Source organism: Saccharibacillus sacchari (assembly GCF_037722395.1).
Lineage (GTDB): Bacteria > Bacillota > Bacilli > Paenibacillales > Paenibacillaceae > Saccharibacillus > Saccharibacillus sacchari_A.
Window position 1 is genome coordinate 128,473 of record NZ_JBBKAR010000016.1, and the last position, 17,191, is coordinate 145,663.

13 protein-coding genes are annotated in these 17,191 nt (G+C 55.3%); 5 read left to right on the forward strand and 8 right to left on the reverse strand.

What is annotated here, in order from left to right; all coding sequences use genetic code 11:
* Positions 1-78 precede the first annotated feature (78 nt).
* The 5 genes from WKI47_RS04805 to WKI47_RS04825 all read left to right on the forward strand — a co-directional run bounded on the left by WKI47_RS04805 (position 79) and on the right by WKI47_RS04825 (position 3,772).
* Positions 79-240, forward strand: a complete 162-nt coding sequence (locus WKI47_RS04805) for a hypothetical protein (protein ID WP_340226028.1) — start codon at positions 79-81, stop codon at positions 238-240.
* A gap of 249 nt (positions 241-489) precedes the next feature.
* A complete protein-coding gene (locus tag WKI47_RS04810; protein ID WP_340226029.1) occupies positions 490-765 on the forward strand; it encodes a type II toxin-antitoxin system death-on-curing family toxin in 276 nt (91 codons plus the stop codon).
* A gap of 197 nt (positions 766-962) precedes the next feature.
* Entirely contained in the window at positions 963-2,204 is a 1,242-nt protein-coding gene (locus tag WKI47_RS04815; protein ID WP_340226030.1) for an MFS transporter, read from the forward strand.
* On the forward strand, positions 2,189-2,872 hold the full coding sequence (gene nfi, locus WKI47_RS04820) for a deoxyribonuclease V (RefSeq protein WP_425355433.1): 684 nt from the start codon (positions 2,189-2,191) through the stop codon (positions 2,870-2,872). Before WKI47_RS04815 ends, nfi begins: the two co-directional genes overlap by 16 nt.
* A gap of 18 nt (positions 2,873-2,890) precedes the next feature.
* Positions 2,891-3,772 (forward strand): hypothetical protein, encoded by an 882-nt coding sequence (locus WKI47_RS04825; protein WP_340226032.1) that lies wholly within the window; start codon positions 2,891-2,893, stop codon positions 3,770-3,772.
* A gap of 266 nt (positions 3,773-4,038) precedes the next feature.
* Here the strand turns inward: WKI47_RS04825 and WKI47_RS04830 are convergent, their stop codons facing one another.
* From WKI47_RS04830 to WKI47_RS04865, 8 genes are all read right to left on the reverse strand, one after another.
* Positions 4,039-5,334: an amino acid permease gene (locus WKI47_RS04830; protein WP_340226206.1), complete on the reverse strand. Its 1,296-nt coding sequence runs from the start codon at positions 5,332-5,334 to the stop codon at positions 4,039-4,041.
* Between the two features lie 244 nt (positions 5,335-5,578).
* Positions 5,579-6,466 (reverse strand): hypothetical protein, encoded by an 888-nt coding sequence (locus WKI47_RS04835; RefSeq protein ID WP_340226033.1) that lies wholly within the window; start codon positions 6,464-6,466, stop codon positions 5,579-5,581.
* A gap of 201 nt (positions 6,467-6,667) precedes the next feature.
* A complete protein-coding gene (locus tag WKI47_RS04840; RefSeq protein ID WP_340226207.1) occupies positions 6,668-7,219 on the reverse strand; it encodes an SUKH-4 family immunity protein in 552 nt (183 codons plus the stop codon).
* 45 nt (positions 7,220-7,264) lie between these two features.
* Positions 7,265-7,789 carry a hypothetical protein gene (locus WKI47_RS04845; protein ID WP_340226034.1) on the reverse strand — a complete coding sequence of 175 codons (525 nt, stop codon included), beginning with the start codon at positions 7,787-7,789 and terminating at the stop codon, positions 7,265-7,267.
* 352 nt (positions 7,790-8,141) lie between these two features.
* Complete coding sequence (locus WKI47_RS04850) at positions 8,142-8,984, reverse strand: hypothetical protein (protein ID WP_340226035.1); 843 nt, start codon at positions 8,982-8,984, stop codon at positions 8,142-8,144.
* A 250-nt stretch (positions 8,985-9,234) separates the two neighbouring features.
* Positions 9,235-12,594, reverse strand: coding sequence for a glycoside hydrolase (locus WKI47_RS04855; protein ID WP_340226036.1), 3,360 nt, complete (start codon positions 12,592-12,594; stop codon positions 9,235-9,237).
* On the reverse strand, positions 12,591-13,910 hold the full coding sequence (locus WKI47_RS04860; protein WP_340226037.1) for a glycoside hydrolase family 125 protein: 1,320 nt from the start codon (positions 13,908-13,910) through the stop codon (positions 12,591-12,593). The genes WKI47_RS04855 and WKI47_RS04860 overlap by 4 nt, the downstream gene beginning before the upstream one ends.
* Before the next feature lie 161 nt (positions 13,911-14,071).
* A complete protein-coding gene (locus WKI47_RS04865) occupies positions 14,072-17,188 on the reverse strand; it encodes an alpha-mannosidase (RefSeq protein WP_340226038.1) in 3,117 nt (1,038 codons plus the stop codon).
* Positions 17,189-17,191: the final 3 nt, after the last annotated feature.

Genomic DNA, 17,191 nt, shown 5'->3' on the forward strand with positions numbered 1-17,191 from the left:
TTTCGAGAGCAACTTGAACCGACGATATTCGAATCGTCGGTTCTTTGCCACTTCCACACCTTCTTAAAAGGCACGGCTGTGCGTCGCAGATGGGAAGCCGATCTGGACACGCCTGTCTTTTCGCAAGATCGGGATTATATCAACCGCTTCGTTTATCTGGATCGGGAAAAACTGCTGGTACAAGCTTTTCTCGAAGCGAAGCAGCCTTTTGTGGTCGATAACACGAACCCGCTTATTTAACGCTGCGTTGATCTTATCGAACGACTCGGGCCAAGCTGGACGATCAGAAAGCAACTTCTATAGATCAGGTTCGTTCAGCCATAGTTTCTTGTTTAACCCATCGGGAGCGTGGTAAACTACCAGCAAAGGAGAAATTCAAATGGCACAAATCAAGCATGATACGAAGAATAAAAAGCCGCTGACGCTGAAAGAGGCTATGGATTTGTCGAAAAAGCAGTACGGCAAGACTTATGAGCGTCTCTCCAAAGCATGATTGAACTGACAACCGAAGACATTCAGCAATTACACGACGATATGATTGCTGAGCACGGAGGAGTTCGGGGTACGAAAGATCCCGGCTGTCTTGACTTCATAGCCCAACAGCCATTCGAAGTCGTATTCGGTCAGGAAACGTATCCGGATCTTTTTTCTAAAGCAGCTGCTTATCTGGTGTTGATTGCCCGCTCCCATATGTTCTTCGATGCTAATAAACGAACTGAGGCTTTGCCTGTCACGTATTCTTACTACGTAACGGCTGGTCGATAACGATGCCCGAGTTTTTATATGAGCGCGTCGTTATGGAGGCTGCCCAAGGCAACCGAACGATCGACGAAGTAGCTGAAGAGCTGCAACAATGGGGATACGAGCTTACATAGAATTGGCAAACACCCTTCCTTTTAGAGACTGGGTGTTTTTTTGGGAACGCTTTAATTTCAATATGACGACACCGGAGGAAATCCCGCATGGCAAGAACGCTTTTCCCGAGACTTCGCGGCAATAGCCGGGGCTGTCTCGCTTTCGAGCCTTTTTTCCTGATTCCGTACAGCATGATGGCGACCTACGCCACGCTGTACATGTACGAGCTTGGCGTAAGCGAAACGAATATCGGCTGGATCACGACGCTTGGGCTGATGGTGCAGGTAATGTCGGCTTTTATGAGCGGATACCTGACCGACCGAATGGGACGCAAACGCGCCATTCTCACCTTCGACGTGCTCAGTTGGAGCGTGGCGATGTTGATCTTCGCTTTTTCGCAAAATATCTGGTTCTTCGTAATTGCGACATTCATCAACGGACTTCAGCGGGTTCCGCACGTCGCTTTCTATTGTCTGATCGTTGAGGACACGCCGAAGAAAGACCGAACCTATGTCTTTACGCTGCTTCAGATCATCGGCGTGATCGGCGGGCTGTTCGCTCCGCTCGGCGGTTTGCTCGTCGATCATTACGGTCTGGTAGGCGGAACCCGGATCATGTACGTGATGTGTTCGGTGCTGATGACCTTCCAGTTTATCGGACGGCATATCACCACAAAAGAAACGGAAATGGGTTATCGGAAAATGCAGGAAACGAAACAGCTCGGACTCAAAAAGAGCATGATCGATTACAGCGGCGCGATCCGCGATCTGTTCGCCAGCCGTAGCCTCATGCTGATCTTCGTCGTGTATATCTTGTTCAACTTCCAGATGACGCTCAAAACGACGTATCTTTCGCTCTATCTGGCCGATTATCTGAAGGTGGACAGCGGACTGATCTCGCTCGTGCCCGCCGTCTCTTCGATCGTCATGCTGCTTGCGCTCTGGTTCATCATGCCGAAGATTCCCGCCGAAGGCGAAACGCGTTCGATGATGGCGGGGTTCGCGTTGTCGGTATTGTCGAACGTGATGCTGGTCGTCTGGCCCACGTCGAATCTGGCTTGGATCGGTCTGAGTACGGTGCTTGCGGCTGTCGGATTGATGATCAGCTCGCCGTATCTGGAAGCGGCGGTGCAGAATTCGATCGACGACGAAAAAAGAGCCAAAGTATTCTCGATGCTGTCGGTTGTGATCTTGCTGCTGACGTCTCCGGCGGGTATTGTGGGAGGCTGGGCATATACGCTCGATCCCCGGATACCGATCTGGATCATTACGGGTTCGTTCGCGGCGGCATTTTTGTTTTTGTTGATCTACTTGAATCAAGGGAGGAGAACGTCATACGATCGGCAATGAAGCACGCTTGGGATTTGAGCGAACAAGAAGCGATCACGCTGCAACAGGAATGGGCGGGCAAAGTGTCGCTGGAAACGCCGGAGCGCTTCGCGGTACGCAGGGTGGCGGGCGTGGACGTGGCGTACGACAAAAATGACGATCGGCTGATCGCCGCCGTCGTCGTGCTGGACGCGGACACGCTCGAAGTGACGGAAACGGCTTCCGCGTCAGGCAAGCCTTCTTTTCCGTATATTCCGGGGTTGTTTTCGTTTCGCGAACTGCCTCCGGTGCTTGAAGCGTTCGAGCGTCTTGAAGCGATGCCGGACCTGATCGTGTGCGACGGGCAAGGCGTTGCGCATCCGCGAAGGTTCGGACTGGCGAGCCATCTGGGGTTGCTGCTCGATACGCCGACGATCGGCTGCGGCAAAACGCGGCTGATCGGCGAATACGAAGAACCCGGTGACGAACGAGGCAGCACTTCGCTTTTGCTTGACCGCGGCGAAACGATCGGCTACTGCCTGCGTACGCAAAACGGCGTCAAACCGGTCTACGTGTCTGCCGGTCATCGGATATCGCAGGAAGATGCTTGCCACTGGATCTTGAAGCTTGCGCCGCGCTACCGATTGCCGGAAACGACGCGCCAAGCGGATCAATGGGTGAAGCGCGCATCGGCGCAATGGACGTCCTAATCGAAAGGAGTTTTTTTCATGACCGATATCCTTGGAACTTACAAAAAACGGATCGCCCTGTTCAAAAAACTTTACCGGTACGACAACGGCACTTATGATGGTCAGCGCGGCGTCACGGTGTACGATGATCAAATCCTGTCTGCCGACGAATATGCTTTCATGAATGAACTCAAATGGAAAGCGAACGATATCTCGGAGCTGAAACACGACGAGTTGATCCCCGCGATCGCCGGACTGATGAAAAACGAGCGGATCACTCCGGATCGGCTGATCGGCGAATTCGTGGCTGCGGCAAGCGGGCGCTATCGGCGCGGGGTAAATGGCTTGACGAGCTTGCGTTTCGCGGATTTGGCACCCGAACACGGGTACCGTCCCGCGCGCAAACTGTCTTCTTGCGGAATATGCGGTTTTTCCGAATTGGATGCTCGCACCTGTTCCAATCTGTCGGATATCCGCGAATCGCTATGGATCGGACATCATTGGTCTTCTCCGTTAGGCATCTATGCGGACCTGAGCGAACGGATGGAGCTGCCGGAGATTTATCCGACGCAAGAAGACGCGGCGGCGCTGAAGCTTTTGTTGGAAGCCGTCGATCGCGCGGACGCCGAAGAAACGCCGGGAAAATTGGAAAAGCGTTTGAGCGCCGAAAAGGTCGTCAAAGGTAATTCTGGCACGCGGCGCGCCCTGCTTGATGCGCTGGCTCAGGTAGGCGTGCTGCCGAATCTCGCGCTACCGATCGTGACCGATCGCTGGATCGAGCATGAAACGATGGTCGAAGCCGGCATGAATCTGGACACGACGCAAGGACGCTCCGATCTGGATATGCCGTACGCCGGTTGGCGCGGACATCTCGGCGTCGATTGGGATGCGGCGAAAAAATGGTTCGGATCGTATCTGTAAAGGATTGCGCGACGGTACCGTATACCCTGCTACATACACGGATAGACAGATAGGCGCAGAAAGCGCAGCCCGAAAAGCCCGGATCGCAGCAGGCTCCGATCGGGCTTTTGGAAATAGGTGCAGATTCGCATTTGTTTGAACATCCCGGAACGAATCGAATCCAATAAGTGTATTTGCGCACTTATTTCAACAACTCTCGCTTAAAAGCCGATCCGGACAAAAAAACGGATCGGCTTTTTCGGTTTTTTCAACCTTTTTCAAACCCATTACGATCGTTCCGGCTTTTTGAACTTCAAGATCGACCAGACCGTAAGCAGCGCCAACACGCCGATACAGATGCCGATACTGAAACGGTTTTGCGGATCGATCACGAAGCCCACCGCGATGACCGCCAAAACGATCGCCGTTATTGCCGTGATGTACGGATACCCCCAGATGCGGAACGTCGGACGGGTCGGATACTGCGGCCGCAGCTTGAGCTGCGCCAAACAGATCGACAGCCAAACGACGAGCACGACAAAACCCGGAACCGCCAGCAAGATCGCGAACAGATTATCTTGGGCGACGAAAGCGATCACCGCTCCCAGCACCAGCACCGCGGCGCACAAACGCAGACTGCCGACCGGTACGCCTTTGGCTGTCGTCACGCCCAATGCTTTCGGCGCTTCTCCGACGGCCGCCATCGAATGCAGCATCCGCGTCGCGCCGTAAATGCTGGAGTTGGCTGCCGACAGCACGGCGATGACCAGAATGAAGTTGATGATATGAGCGGCGCCGCCCAGCCCTGTCGCTTCCAACACCTGCACGAACGGACTCGATTGCCCCGCCAGCTGATTCCAAGGAATAAGTCCGCAAATGATCAGGATCGGCAACGTGTAAAAGAGCACGACGCGCAAAATGAAACTTTTAACCACTCTAGGCATGACCTTCTCTGCGTCTTTCGCTTCCGTCAACGTCATCCCGATCAGCTCCGAACCGCCGTAGGAAAACATCACGACCAGCAGCGCCGAGAAAATAGACAGCCAGCCGTTCGGCATAAAGCCGCCGTGCGCGGAATAATTCGTAAGCCCCGGAGCTTCGCCGCTTGTGCCCGGAATCAGACCGAACAACAGACCGGCGCCCAAAATAATAAACACCACGATCATCGCGATCTTGATGCCGGCCAACCAGAACTCCGTTTCCCCGAAACTTTCGACGCTCATCCGGTTGATGCCGAGAATCAGCGCCGCGCTGGCGAGACTCAGCACCCACAGCGGAACGCCCGGCATCCAATATTGCAAAAACGAACCTGCCGCCGTAACTTCGATGACACAGACGCTGAGCATCAGAAAAGCATACAGCCAACCCACGATAAAAGCCGGGCGCGGGCCAAATGCCTGACGGATAAATTCTTTCATATTGCGGTTGGGATACACGCTCGCCAATTCCGCGATCGCTCCCATCACCACCAGCAGCAGCAAGCCGCCGAACAGGTAGGTGAGTACAACGGCTGGCCCTGCAAGTCCTATCGTCTCGGCACTCCCTTTGAAGATGCCGGTTCCGATGACGCCACCCATTGCCATAAAGCTGATATGCCGCGGCAGCAGTTTCTTTTGAAGCTTTTCGCCACCCGGCTTGTTTGCGCTTTCCACTTTGTTTCCTCCGATTCTTTTGCACAGTAATGCACACCCGCGTTTGCGGGACGCATACTCTATCCTACAACAAAAAACGCAAATCCGCATCAGATGGCGAAAAAAATCACCGAACGGACGCAAACTGTCCGTCGGTGAAGGATTTCGTCTTTTTCAAAACAGCTATCGCCGATACTCAGTCGATCCCGTACAGGAACCATTTTCCATCTTGATACGTGAAAATATAGGCATTGACCTGAACTTTGCTGTCTCCTTCGATCTTGTACGCCACGTTCGCGATGATCGTATCCGACGCGGCGTCGGGAATATCGAAGACCTGGATGTGTCCGATTTTCGGAGCGTCCGCCGCCAGTTTGCCCGCTTCGGAATCCGGCGGGTACAAGCTGGCATATCCTTCGGCATCCTGTTCATTTTGATACGCTACGCTGGCATTGATCAGTTTCGCGATCTTCAGCGCATCTCCGGCATAACCGCTTTCGTCGATCTGCGAGCTTTCGCTTGCTTGCTGGATGCTGTCGATTTTCCAATCTCCGTTTTCCTGCTTGAGCACATACAGAATCGAACGCTGTTGGCCGGATTCTTGATCCTGAACCACTCCGCCGATCGGGTACATCCCGCTTTTTTCCTGATCTTGACCGTATAGGTTCAGCCATTCGACTTTGTCTACCTTGAACGAGATCGTTTTGTCCGCTTCGGAAGCTTCCTGGGTGAACAACGAAGCGTAAGCTTCCGCGTCGCCTGCTTGTTGCGCGCGGAATAGTTCGTTGAACAACGCGATCTGCTCCGGCTGGATCAGGCTGCCTTCGTAATATTCCGGTTTGAGATACTCCGTTTGATTCTCGGCGGCTTGATCGGCGATCGTAACGGTGGTCGTGTCCGCGGCTTTCGGCGAAGCGTCCGTTTGGGCGCTCGCTTGCGGCTCGGGATTCGATGCAGGCGCCGAAGCATTCGAAGCGCATCCGGCTAGAAGCGCGCCGACCGCGACGAATGCCGCAAGCAGGGAACGCGATTTGCTACCCCGTATAAGTCGGATATTTTTTTCGTTTTTTGGATTGCTTTTCATAGGTAAAACCCTCCTGTCTTAAACGTCGGACGTATCCGGCTCGGCGATTTCGCTCAAGCTATAGACGCATAAGGCTTCAGGTTAGTTGCACGGCGATATCCGGACAATCGACAGTCGCCGCGTTCTTTTTCCGCTTTTTTATGTATAACCGTCGTTCGCCCAGGCCGTTTAAGGCGAAGCGACCGTTTCTTGCTTGACGTTTTACGACTGAAGCCGCTCTTCGACCTCTTCCCGCCAAAACGTACCTTGAGCAAAAGCAGCCGGGTCGATGCGTCCGAATTCTTGCACCACCCATTTGAGCGTATCCTGCGGGATTTTATTTTCCAAAAAAGCGTCCGGTCCGTTCTCGCGGATCGTTCGCTGCACCATCTCCGCATAGATCAACAGAAACTCCGCAAAGCGCGGCACGGACGAGTTGATAAACCATTCCGTTCCTCCCTGATCCATACGTATGCAGACCACTTCCGATCCGCCCGCTTTCAGGCAAACGGGGTCGCCATATCCTGTCGTTCCGAGCAGCCAGTAAGCAGAGTATTCCTTTGGCATGCCAAAAGCGCTTTTCAAATCGGACAACCGACCTTCACCAGAACGAAATTCGAGATACGGGGCCGAATCGGCGGGAAGCCCGGCTTGGCATAAAAAGCGCCTGGCCTCGTCCGCGATCGGCACGGACTCCAACGCCTCGCAGTCGAAGCGCAGCAGCGGACCGTCCACGGCCGTATTCCAGGCAGCTATAAATTGTTCGGGCATCATCGGCACGTCTTCCACCTCCGTCTTTCTACTAGCGTTAACCCTGTACTAATTCGGTGCGAAGGTACGATTTTCCCCTGTCTCTTCGCCGCGAGTCAGCGCTTCCGTGAAACAATCCACCTTTTCCGTATACAGCTGCGGCTGGGTTCGTTTGATATCCAGCAAGGTATTCACGACACGCCGGGCGGCACGCGCGGGAATTTTTTTAAGCGCGCCGCTGTAGGCTTCGATATAAGGGTAACCCGATCGATCCGCGTTGAGCAACATGCGATGCAGACGCACGGCCCATCCTTCCGCGCGCGGAAACAGACCGGGGACCCCGAGCGCCAAATAGTGCATACTTTGCTCAATGCCGCAGCGATCGGCAATGTAAAAGATCGTCTCCAGCAAATCTCCTGCGGCGCTGGGTTCGATGATATCGTCCTCCAGCATTCGGCATAGATCGGTAATCACTTCTGCCGAAGCCTTTTCGCCAAGTTCATTTAAAATATCGGAAAACCTTTCCAGGTCATCTTCATCTCCGGTAAAATCGCGCATGCGGTACAGTTCGTCCAGCAGTTTTCGGTCTGGCAAAATGGTTCGCCTCCTTTTGCTTCTGAATTTCTTCGCGCATCTATATCATTATCATACCCGATCTGGCGGCAAGCAAAAACCGTGCACGAATGGGCACGGTTTGGCATAGTGGATGAAGGCTGCGGGAGAAATTCAGTTCGCGACGCTGTCTCGCCCGGAAAATCGATTGAAGTTTTTATTGGAATTTTCCGGGTTCAAAGGCGTCTCTCGCTGAATTTCTCCCTTCGCCCAGTCACTATGGTGTTGGGATGGGGTCAAAGACCTTTAAACATAAGTTCTTTTTAGGGATATGGTTTTTCGTTTGAAAAAGTCTCTTTGATACATGTTCGAACTAACGTATTTTTAGCTTTTGTTAGTCTGCCAGCGTGGAGAGGGAGGCATAGGCCAGGGTCGTGAAGGTTTCGGCGTCTTCTCCGGTCGGGATATTGATTTTTAGGTCATAGCCTTTGGATGGGGTTTCCCAGAGGGCGAATTGTCCGGTTCCGGCTTCGTTTTCGGCGGAAAGGAACAGACGCGCGCTGGATAGAGCTGCCGGAATTTTGTCGCCTTTGAGTTCGGATGGCGTTCCGTAGGCTTTCAGCGCAGTTTTGGCTTCGTTGCGTAATGTTGCCAGTGCGTAGCCTTTTTCAAGCGGCGTAATGATGGCGTAGTAGTCGGGATTGGAGGTCATCGACAGACGGTTGGTTTCGGCGTCGAATTCCAATCCTTCCATGGCGTAAAGGGCATAGCCGTAGCCTTCTTGAAGCTTGCCGGTTACGGAATCGGTAGAGTCGGCTGTAGCGATCTGGAACTTTTCCGTTTTCGGACGGTCTGCGCCTGCGCCTTTGTCTCCTTGCTTGGAGGCATCGGCCGGGTCTTCTTGGGCAATGGTCGCACTTGCGGAAGAAGCGTCGTCCGTTGCGTCCGTATCGTCGGTAGCAGAATCATTCGGCTTGTCAGTCTCGCTTGCTGCTGGATCTTCGGTAGCCGAGTCTGTCGAATCGCTAGCGTTATCTCCACCGTTTTCCTGATCGGTGGCTGCTTCCTCGTCCGGCGTCGCCGTTGCAGGCTCCTCGATGCTCGTATTGTCTGTTGTCGTTGTCGATGTGTTCGGCTCGCTCTGAGATGCGGAGTTCGATTCGCTTCCGCAAGCTGCCAGAGCACTGCTCAGCAGCAGCACGCCAAGAATACTGGCTGCACGATTGTAAGGTTTCATGGAAATGCACCTCCTGTTGAGTGTAAAAGAAATAAAGGCAAATATGTATAGCTTTTTATCGAAAGCTTTCGACAAAAAGCCTCATCTTTGCACTGTCTCCTTTTAACCCTTACGCCGCGATGTGACTCAGGAAGCAAATCATTCGGTAGCATTAAGAAGCATCGGGCATAGCTAAATTCAACGCAAAAAGCGGAAGAGAAAAAGTCTCTCCCGCTGCGTATTTTCTTGGCGTAGATCCTGATTCGGCAGTTTATTCGCCGATCTCGATCTCCACTTCTTCCGGCCGATAGACCGCCGTGATTTTACCTTGCGAATCTGTCGCGAACAGCACCGAACGCTCGCTTTCCAGCGTGAAGCCATAGACCTGACCGGTCGCCCGGTCGCGAACCTTCACTTCCGTATCCCATGCGTATTCGGATACGAATACATACAGGCTGCCTTCGGCAAACTTCAGCTTGCGGCCGTAAATACCCGCCAGCTCGCCGCCCGCCAACCATTCCAGATCGTCGACGACACCCGCTTTTTCCGCGGCATACCGATACAATTCGGCGATCGGCGCGTCGCCCATGCCCAATTCGATCGGCAGCGGACTCCAGACCAGGCGTCCTTTGCCGTTCGGCACATCCAATACCTGATCCGCGCGGCCTTCTGCGTCGGCTGGGGTTTCTTTGAGCGTCTCCGCGATCCGGCGCCCGCCGAACGAGACAGGCAACCGTTTGCCGTCCAGCTCCAGCATTTCTTCGCGGCGAACGTTGTTCAGCGTGCGAATGCCGAGCAGTTTGTCGGCGCGATCCGATTCGTGCCAGTACGCATCGAGCCCGACCGGACCGGTGATGACCAACGTCGCTTGCGTCGATTTGGCGATCCGCAGCAGCGTCTTCATGGAATCGTCGTCCATATTATGCGGACTCGGCACGAAGATCAGCTTGGCCGGGTTTGATTTAAGCGAATCCAGACGGTATTCGGACACGGCGCGGAACGGCAGCTTCAGATCGTATGTCAGCACGCGCGTCAGTCGATTCGTCGTCTCGACCGCGAACGAACGGTTCGAGAAGTCGTTGGAATACGGATAGACCGCCGCCACTTCTTCCAACTTGCGCCCTGTGAACAGATCGCGGATCTCCGCCATAAAACGGCCGAAGTCGTACGAGACGTCCGCTTCCGGCTTTTCCGTGCCGTCGGCGCGCAAAGCCCCGATATGCGATTCGTTGGCGTTGTCCATATAGAAGTTGGTGTTCCAGATCCATTGGATCGCGCCCGCTCCGCCTGTGGAGAACGCATACGCGTATTTGCGTTCCAGGAAGTTGCGCAGCTCGTACTCGCTGCGTTTGGCCCGGCCGTCCGGCGTCTCGACGTACATGATGCCCGTCTCCTGAATGACGTTCGGCTTATCCGGCGTTTTCGCGAAAACGCCGTCCCAGACCAAGCTGTCGTTCAGCCACCACGAATGCACGGTGGTGTAATCAACGGCGTCTTCATAGAACAGCGGCGACGGACGCTGCGCGCCCTGTGCTTCGTCCTGGCCGACCGTAACCAGGTGATGCGGAACAAGCTGCTTGATCGAAGAAATCAGTTCGGCCGCCCAAGCGCTGTGCATTTCGACCGAGAACAGGCTGTAATCCAGCCAGCGGGTGCCTTTTTTGCCCCTGTGCATATCCTGCACGTCGAAGTTGATCTCTTCCGGTTCCGGAATCGCGGCCGCTTCGAACGAAGGCAGCTCGGCCGGCGTCATGTTCCAGTGTTCGCGCAGCTCGTGGATCGAAGCATGGCGTTTTTTGAGCCAGGTTACGAAAGCCGCACGTTCGAACTGATCGCGCAGCGAACGCGGTCCGGCCGAGAAGATTTTCGCCGGATCGAACATCGACGGCTCGTTGATCAGATCCCAATCGACATGCGTCGTTTGCGTATGACGGCTGACGATCGAGCGGATAAAGCGTTTCTGTGCTTCGACGCTTTGCGGGTCGAGATACGGATTTTGCCCTTCCCATGTCTCCGGAGTAAAGGAGAAGAAGGTGAAGGTTACATGCAGCTTATGCTTGGCAGCAGTCAGGAAGAACGCGTCGATCGCGCGTAATACTTCTTCCGACGCATGGCCGTCCACCTGCATAATATTGCGATAAGCCGTCCAGATTCCGGTACGAATCCAATTGATCCCGGCTTTCGCCATCGCCGCCATATCGCGGTCCCACACCGCCGCGTTAGGCAGGAACAGGAATTTGCGCGCCACGTCGGACGTCATATACGTCATGCCGACGATCGGCAGAGGCCGTCCGTCCTGGACAAAATAATCGCGGTTCGACGAGATCGGGCTGCCGGAAGCCAGCAATTCCTGATCTTGTCCCCAGAAGCCCTGGCTCAGCACGCGGACTTCGCCTTCGGGCGATTGCGCATAGCAAGTGACGTTATGCAGGCCCGGATGAATATCGAAAGGCAGCACGATATTGGACACGTTCCAATCGTAAGCTACCGCTGTCTCGATGGTCTGAGCGTAGGCTTCGGAGCCGTCGGGCGCAGTCACCAACAACCGGAACGTCCAGGCTCCGGCTGCGTCAGGCTGCTGGGCTTCGTTCCCGCCGCCCGCAGCAGTCTGCGAAGCTTTTCCGTTTTTGCTTGCTCCGCTTCCTTCGCTTTGTCCGCTGTTGCTTTTCGCAATACGCGAAACTTTGCCGCCGGAAATCAGCGAATCGGCGTCTTGCTGCCCGACGAATGCAGGCAGATTGGCCGGAACTCCCGCGCGCCGAATCCGCTGCACGCGCAACTTCAAACGTGCGCGTTCGCCCGGTTCGTATACGGCGCTATCCGGCGCCAGCGACAGTTCGACGGCTTCGCGCGCGGCAAACGCCGCCCAACGCGCCAACGCTTCAAGCCCTTGACCTTCCGCCAGTGCGGACGTTAGCGGCCGGTTCACGAACACCCAGCGCGAACCCGCAAACGGACCCCGCACCTGCTCCCACAGCACGACGGGCGCCGCAATCGGGCGATCCGCCGCATCGTAGGCGCGCAAAAGCGGCGTGATCTTGGTGCTCATCGTTCCGGCCGAACCCATTTGTTCCGGCAAGTCGGCGTCGCGGGTCGTATGCGGAACCAGGTTCCACGTCGCGCCGACCGTCATGCCGCCCGCCGCTCCGTCGCTTTCGTCGGCTGCCGCGAATAAGGCTTCGTCGCCGCCGAGCAACGGCAGCTCCGGCGAAGCTTCCAAACGAACCGCCTGTTTGGCTTCGACCGATAGCGTTTCGTGGATAAAGAGCTGTTGGTGGTACCCCGTTTGCTCCGGCCCGATCCGCCAGCGCCCGCCTTCCTGACGCACCGGACGTTTAAACGGCGCGCCGCCCACGCTAAGCAATCCGCCGCCTTTTTTCAAAAAGTTCAGAATGGCTGTCCATGCGCTCTCCGGGAAATACGGCGCATGCAGATTGACCAATACCCCTTCCCCGTCGCCGAAGCGATCGTTTAACGCATCTCCCAGATCGGCCGCGCTGGTCACCAAACCGTAAGCACCCAGTTCTTTCAGGCCCGGCAGCGGACCTGAAGCCGGAAAGCTCGGGTCGCGGAAAAAGATCACCTTTTGATTAGTCGGCTCTATCGCTTTTTTCAAATAAGTCTCGCTCACAAAATATCCTCCTTCATCGCCTTATACACAAGCTGCGAGAACAGGCTGTTGGACCAGGCAAACCATTTTCGCGTAAAAATCGTCGGGTCGTCCACATGGAACCCTTCGTGCATAAAGCCGGTGTCCGCGTCCGTGTTCTCCAGCATCTGAATCAACTCCAGCTTCTCCTCTTTCGACGAAGCCGTCAAGCCTTGCATGGAAAGTGCCATATGCCAAACGTAATCCGGCGGAGTGTGCGGGCTGCCGATGCCTTTTGCCGCGGTGCCTTCGTAATAGAACGGATTTTCTTTGCTAAGCGCGAAGCGTCTCGTATTTTGGTACACCGGATCGTCCGCGCCGACGTAGCCCAGATAAGGAATCGACATCAGACCCGGCGTGCCGGCGTCGTCCATCAGACAGTAATTGCCGAAGCCGTCTGTTTCGTACGCGTAGATCGGGCCGAATTCCGGGTGGCGGTAAGTGCCGTACAAGCGGATGCCTCGATCAATTTCCTGCTCCAGCTTTTTCAGCTCGCGCACGTAATCCTGATCCCGGAAAATCCATTCGAAAAACTCGCCCATCTGGCGCAAAGCCACGACCGCGAACATATTGCCCGGAATATTGTAATGGAAATCGCACGCGTCGTCGCTGGAGCGGAAGCCCGACCAGACCATCCCCGTATAGTTGACCGGCATGCCCATCCCTTTGTTTTGCAAAGAATCGTGCTCGATGCCGTTGTCGCGGGTGAAACGGTACGGCGATTGTTCGAAATGGTATTGCTCGGTGCGGAACACGTTCACGATCGCTTCCATCGCTTCGCGGAAACTTTCGTCGAAAATATCGGTCTGCTCCGTTTCTTTCCAATACAGATACGCCAAACGCACCACGAAGCACAGCGAGTCGATCTCGAATTTGCGCTCCCACACCCACGGGGACATGTCGGTGCCGTCGCCTTTGTTCCAGTGCCAATCGTTGGCCGTTTCGTTAAACGCGTTGGCGTAAGGGTCGATCAGGACGTATTTGACGTGACGCTTGACCAATCCGCCGATAATGCGTTGCAGGTCTTTATCTTCTTTGGCGAAAGGCACATAATGGATCACTTGCTCGACCGAATCGCGCAGCCAGCTTGCCGGAATATCGCCCGTAATCACGAAAGTCGTGCCGTCGTCCATCAGCTTGGTCGTCGTTTCCAGCGTGTTGGGAAAACAGTTTTTGAACAGCTTCAGCAGCTTGGGGCGATGCGCGAGCGCGACGTCAGCTTCGGCCAGCACGTCCTGTACGGCTTGCGGAAGTTCGAATTTGGGCATCGGGATTTTTGGAAGGCGGAATTGTTCCAAGTGGATCGCTCCTTTGTAAGTGGATGTACCTTGATGCGTAACGCTGAAAAGAAAAGCCGACGCCCCGCCAATCACCGTCTCGGCAGCGAAAGCCGTCGTTTGGATGGTTGAGCGAAAGACGTCGGCGCGAAAAGCGGATCGGAATCGTTAATCAGAAACCGTTAGGCCAGAATCAATTTGATCGTTTTGATCTCGTAGGGTTTGAAAACAAGCGACACCGCAGACCCTTCGATAAGTTCGAGTGCTTCGCCGTCTTCTTCAAGCGCGCCGGACGATACGACACGTTCGATCGGCGTTTTCCAGCCAAGCTTGACGGTCTCGCGACCTCCTGCCGATTCGTACAAACGCACGATGACGCCGCTTCCGTCCTCGGCCGGTTTGACCGTATCGAGAATCACATGCACGCCATCGAAACCGATGAGCGAGGAATTCGACGGCAGGCTGCCAGCGCGAGCTTCGGTGCGGATTACCGGAAGCTCTTGGTTCAGTGCAGCCGCAGCTTTTACCGTGTTTGCGTTTCTCCAGTCTCCTTCATGCGGATACAGCGAATACGTGAAGTCGTGCTCGCCCAGATCCGCTTGCGTATCCGGCCACTTCGGCGCTCTCAGCAGGGACAACCGGATATTGCTGCCTTGAATGTCGTAGCCGTATTTGCAATCGTTCAATAGGCTCACGCCGTAACCGCGCTCGGACACGTCGGCAAACCGATGTCCGCACACTTCGAACTGCGCCTGCTCCCAGCTCGTATTGCGATGCGTCGGACGCTCCAGCGAACCGAACGGAATTTCGTACGTCGCTTTTTCCGCCAGCACGTCGACCGGGAACGCAACCTTCAGCAGCTTGTGCGCTTCATGCCACGAGACATGCGTTTTGAAGTCGATGCGACGATCATGCTTGTAAAAAATAACGTCCTGTTCGATCGTCGATTCGTTCAGCTTCCAACGGAAACGCAATACGTCGCGCACGCCGCCTGAAGTCACGATCGTTTTTTCCAACAGTTCCGCTTTGCCCGCAGGTTGTTGCTCGAAGCGAGGATCGATGTCCCAAGCATCCCATTCGGTCGGACGGTCGTGGAAGAATTGGAATGCGTTCGCCGCTTCGCCCGCCTGAACGATCTCGCGATTTGCGGCTTTGTCGAGCAACGAACCGATTTCTCCGTTTTCATTGAAACGAACCGTATAATGCGCCGTTTCCCAAACATCCGGTAACGCGTCCGCAGACACTGTCTTTGCCGGAGTGTCTGCGATCGGACGCAGCCAAACGGTTACGTACCCCAGTGCCGGAATATCATTCACGTGAACGAACAGGTCGCCGGCTTCCGTATCGGCTTCCAGTGACTTGCCTTCCGAATCGTAGGCGGCTTGTCCGGCTGCTCCCTCGATCCGTACGACTGCCGAATGACTCCAACCCTGACTGTTGAAAATGACGTAAGGCGTACCTTCGCCTTGCGTATCGATCTGCCCGGCAAGCGCTTCTGCGCCGATCGTCAGCCCGCGTTCTCCCTCTACAAACACTTCCGCATATTCCGCATCCGAAGTTTGATACGTTTCCGTAATCGCCGAGCCCGGAATGATATCGTGGAACTGGTTGAGCAAGATCAGCTTCCAGCCTTTGTGCAGCGATTCCAGCGCTTCGCTGTATTTTTCATGCGGCTGCGCGCCGGACGGCGAGGCCGAACCTGCCGCCCCGGCGGCCAGCACGTTCCACAGTTCCGCTTCGCGGTACAGAATTTCCGCTTTGCGGTTGGCGCGCTTGTTGTAGGCATGCGTCGTATACGTGCCGCGATGCAGTTCCAGATACAGGTCGCCGCGCCAGATCGGAAGATCCGGGTCCGCCTGGGTGATACCGTCGAAAAACTCCGCCGCCGTGCCGTAACGGCTGACCGGTTGTCCGACCATTAGATCGGCGCGGTCGATATACTCCAGCATTTCCCGCGTCACGCCGCCTCCGCCGTCGCCGTGTCCGTACAGCAGCATTTGCTCGGTGTGCTTGTCTTTTTGACGGTAAGACTGCCAGTGTTCGTGAATGTCTTTCGGATGCGTATGTTCGTTGACCCCATGGTTCAGGTACGACAGAATCGGCGTGCCGTCGATGCCGACCCAATGGAACAGATCGTACGGGAAAGTGTTCGTATCGTTCCAGTTCAGCTTGGTCGTCATGAAGTAGTCCACGCCGCCATGCTTCAGGATTTGCGGCAGCGAAGCGCAGTACCCGAACGTGTCCGGCAGCCATTCGATATGCGAGATTTTGCCGAACTCTTCTTGGTAAAAGCGTTGTCCGTACAGCATCTGCCGCATCAGCGATTCGCCGCTCGGAATATTCAGGTCGGGCTCGACCCACATCCCGCCGACCAGTTCCCAACGTCCTTCTTTGATCCGTGCCTTGACGCGCTCGTACAGCTCGGGATCGTTTTGCTTCAGGAAATCGAACAGGATCGGCTGGCTTTGCGTATAGAGGTAGCCCGGATATTCGTTCATGAGCGTGTCGACGCTGGAGAACGTACGGCTCGTTTTGCGCACGGTTTCCCGCACCGGCCACAGCCAGGCGATATCGATATGCGATTGGCCGACCATGATCTCTTGCCCTTCCGCGTTGTTGCCGCCGATCTTCCGCACGCGGTCCCGCAATTGCTGTTCGATCGCGGCTACGGCAGAAGCTTCCTGAACTTCGTCCGGGCCAAGTCCGGTAAAAGCATCCATCGCGCTATGTAAGGCCTCCAGCAAACGGACGCGGCGGAAATCCGTCTCCGGCAGCAGCGCCAGCGAATCGCGTACGACCGTCACCGTATACATCAGGCTGCGTACCGGCTTGTTCGGCAGTACGATCAAGCTGCGTACGGCGCGGATCGGAGGCTTGATCGTCGCCTGCTCGTTCAGCGGATCGTAAGGCTCGGGAATAATATCGAACATCTCGATCTCAAGCTCCGGCTCGCGGCCGACCCGCTCCAGATCAAGCGTGGCGTACGTATGGTTGTCGTCGATACCTTGATAGGAATTGCCGTTCACCCGCAGCAGCCCTTCGCCGCCGCAGTCGAAGATCAGGCCTACCGAATCCGCGTTCCAATCCGCCGGAACCTCAAGCTTCGAACGGAAGAAGTACGTCGTGCCGTTTTTGCTCGGAAAAGGGTTCAGTTCCTTGCCTTGCGGATAAGGCTCGATATCGGTGTACTCGCCGGGAAGCCCGTAGGTGGAACGGGTAATGTCCCAGTTCTTCCACTCCATCTGCTTCAGCCACTGCTGCTGGGACAACTCCCGGATAAAACGTCTCAAACGTTGCATCGT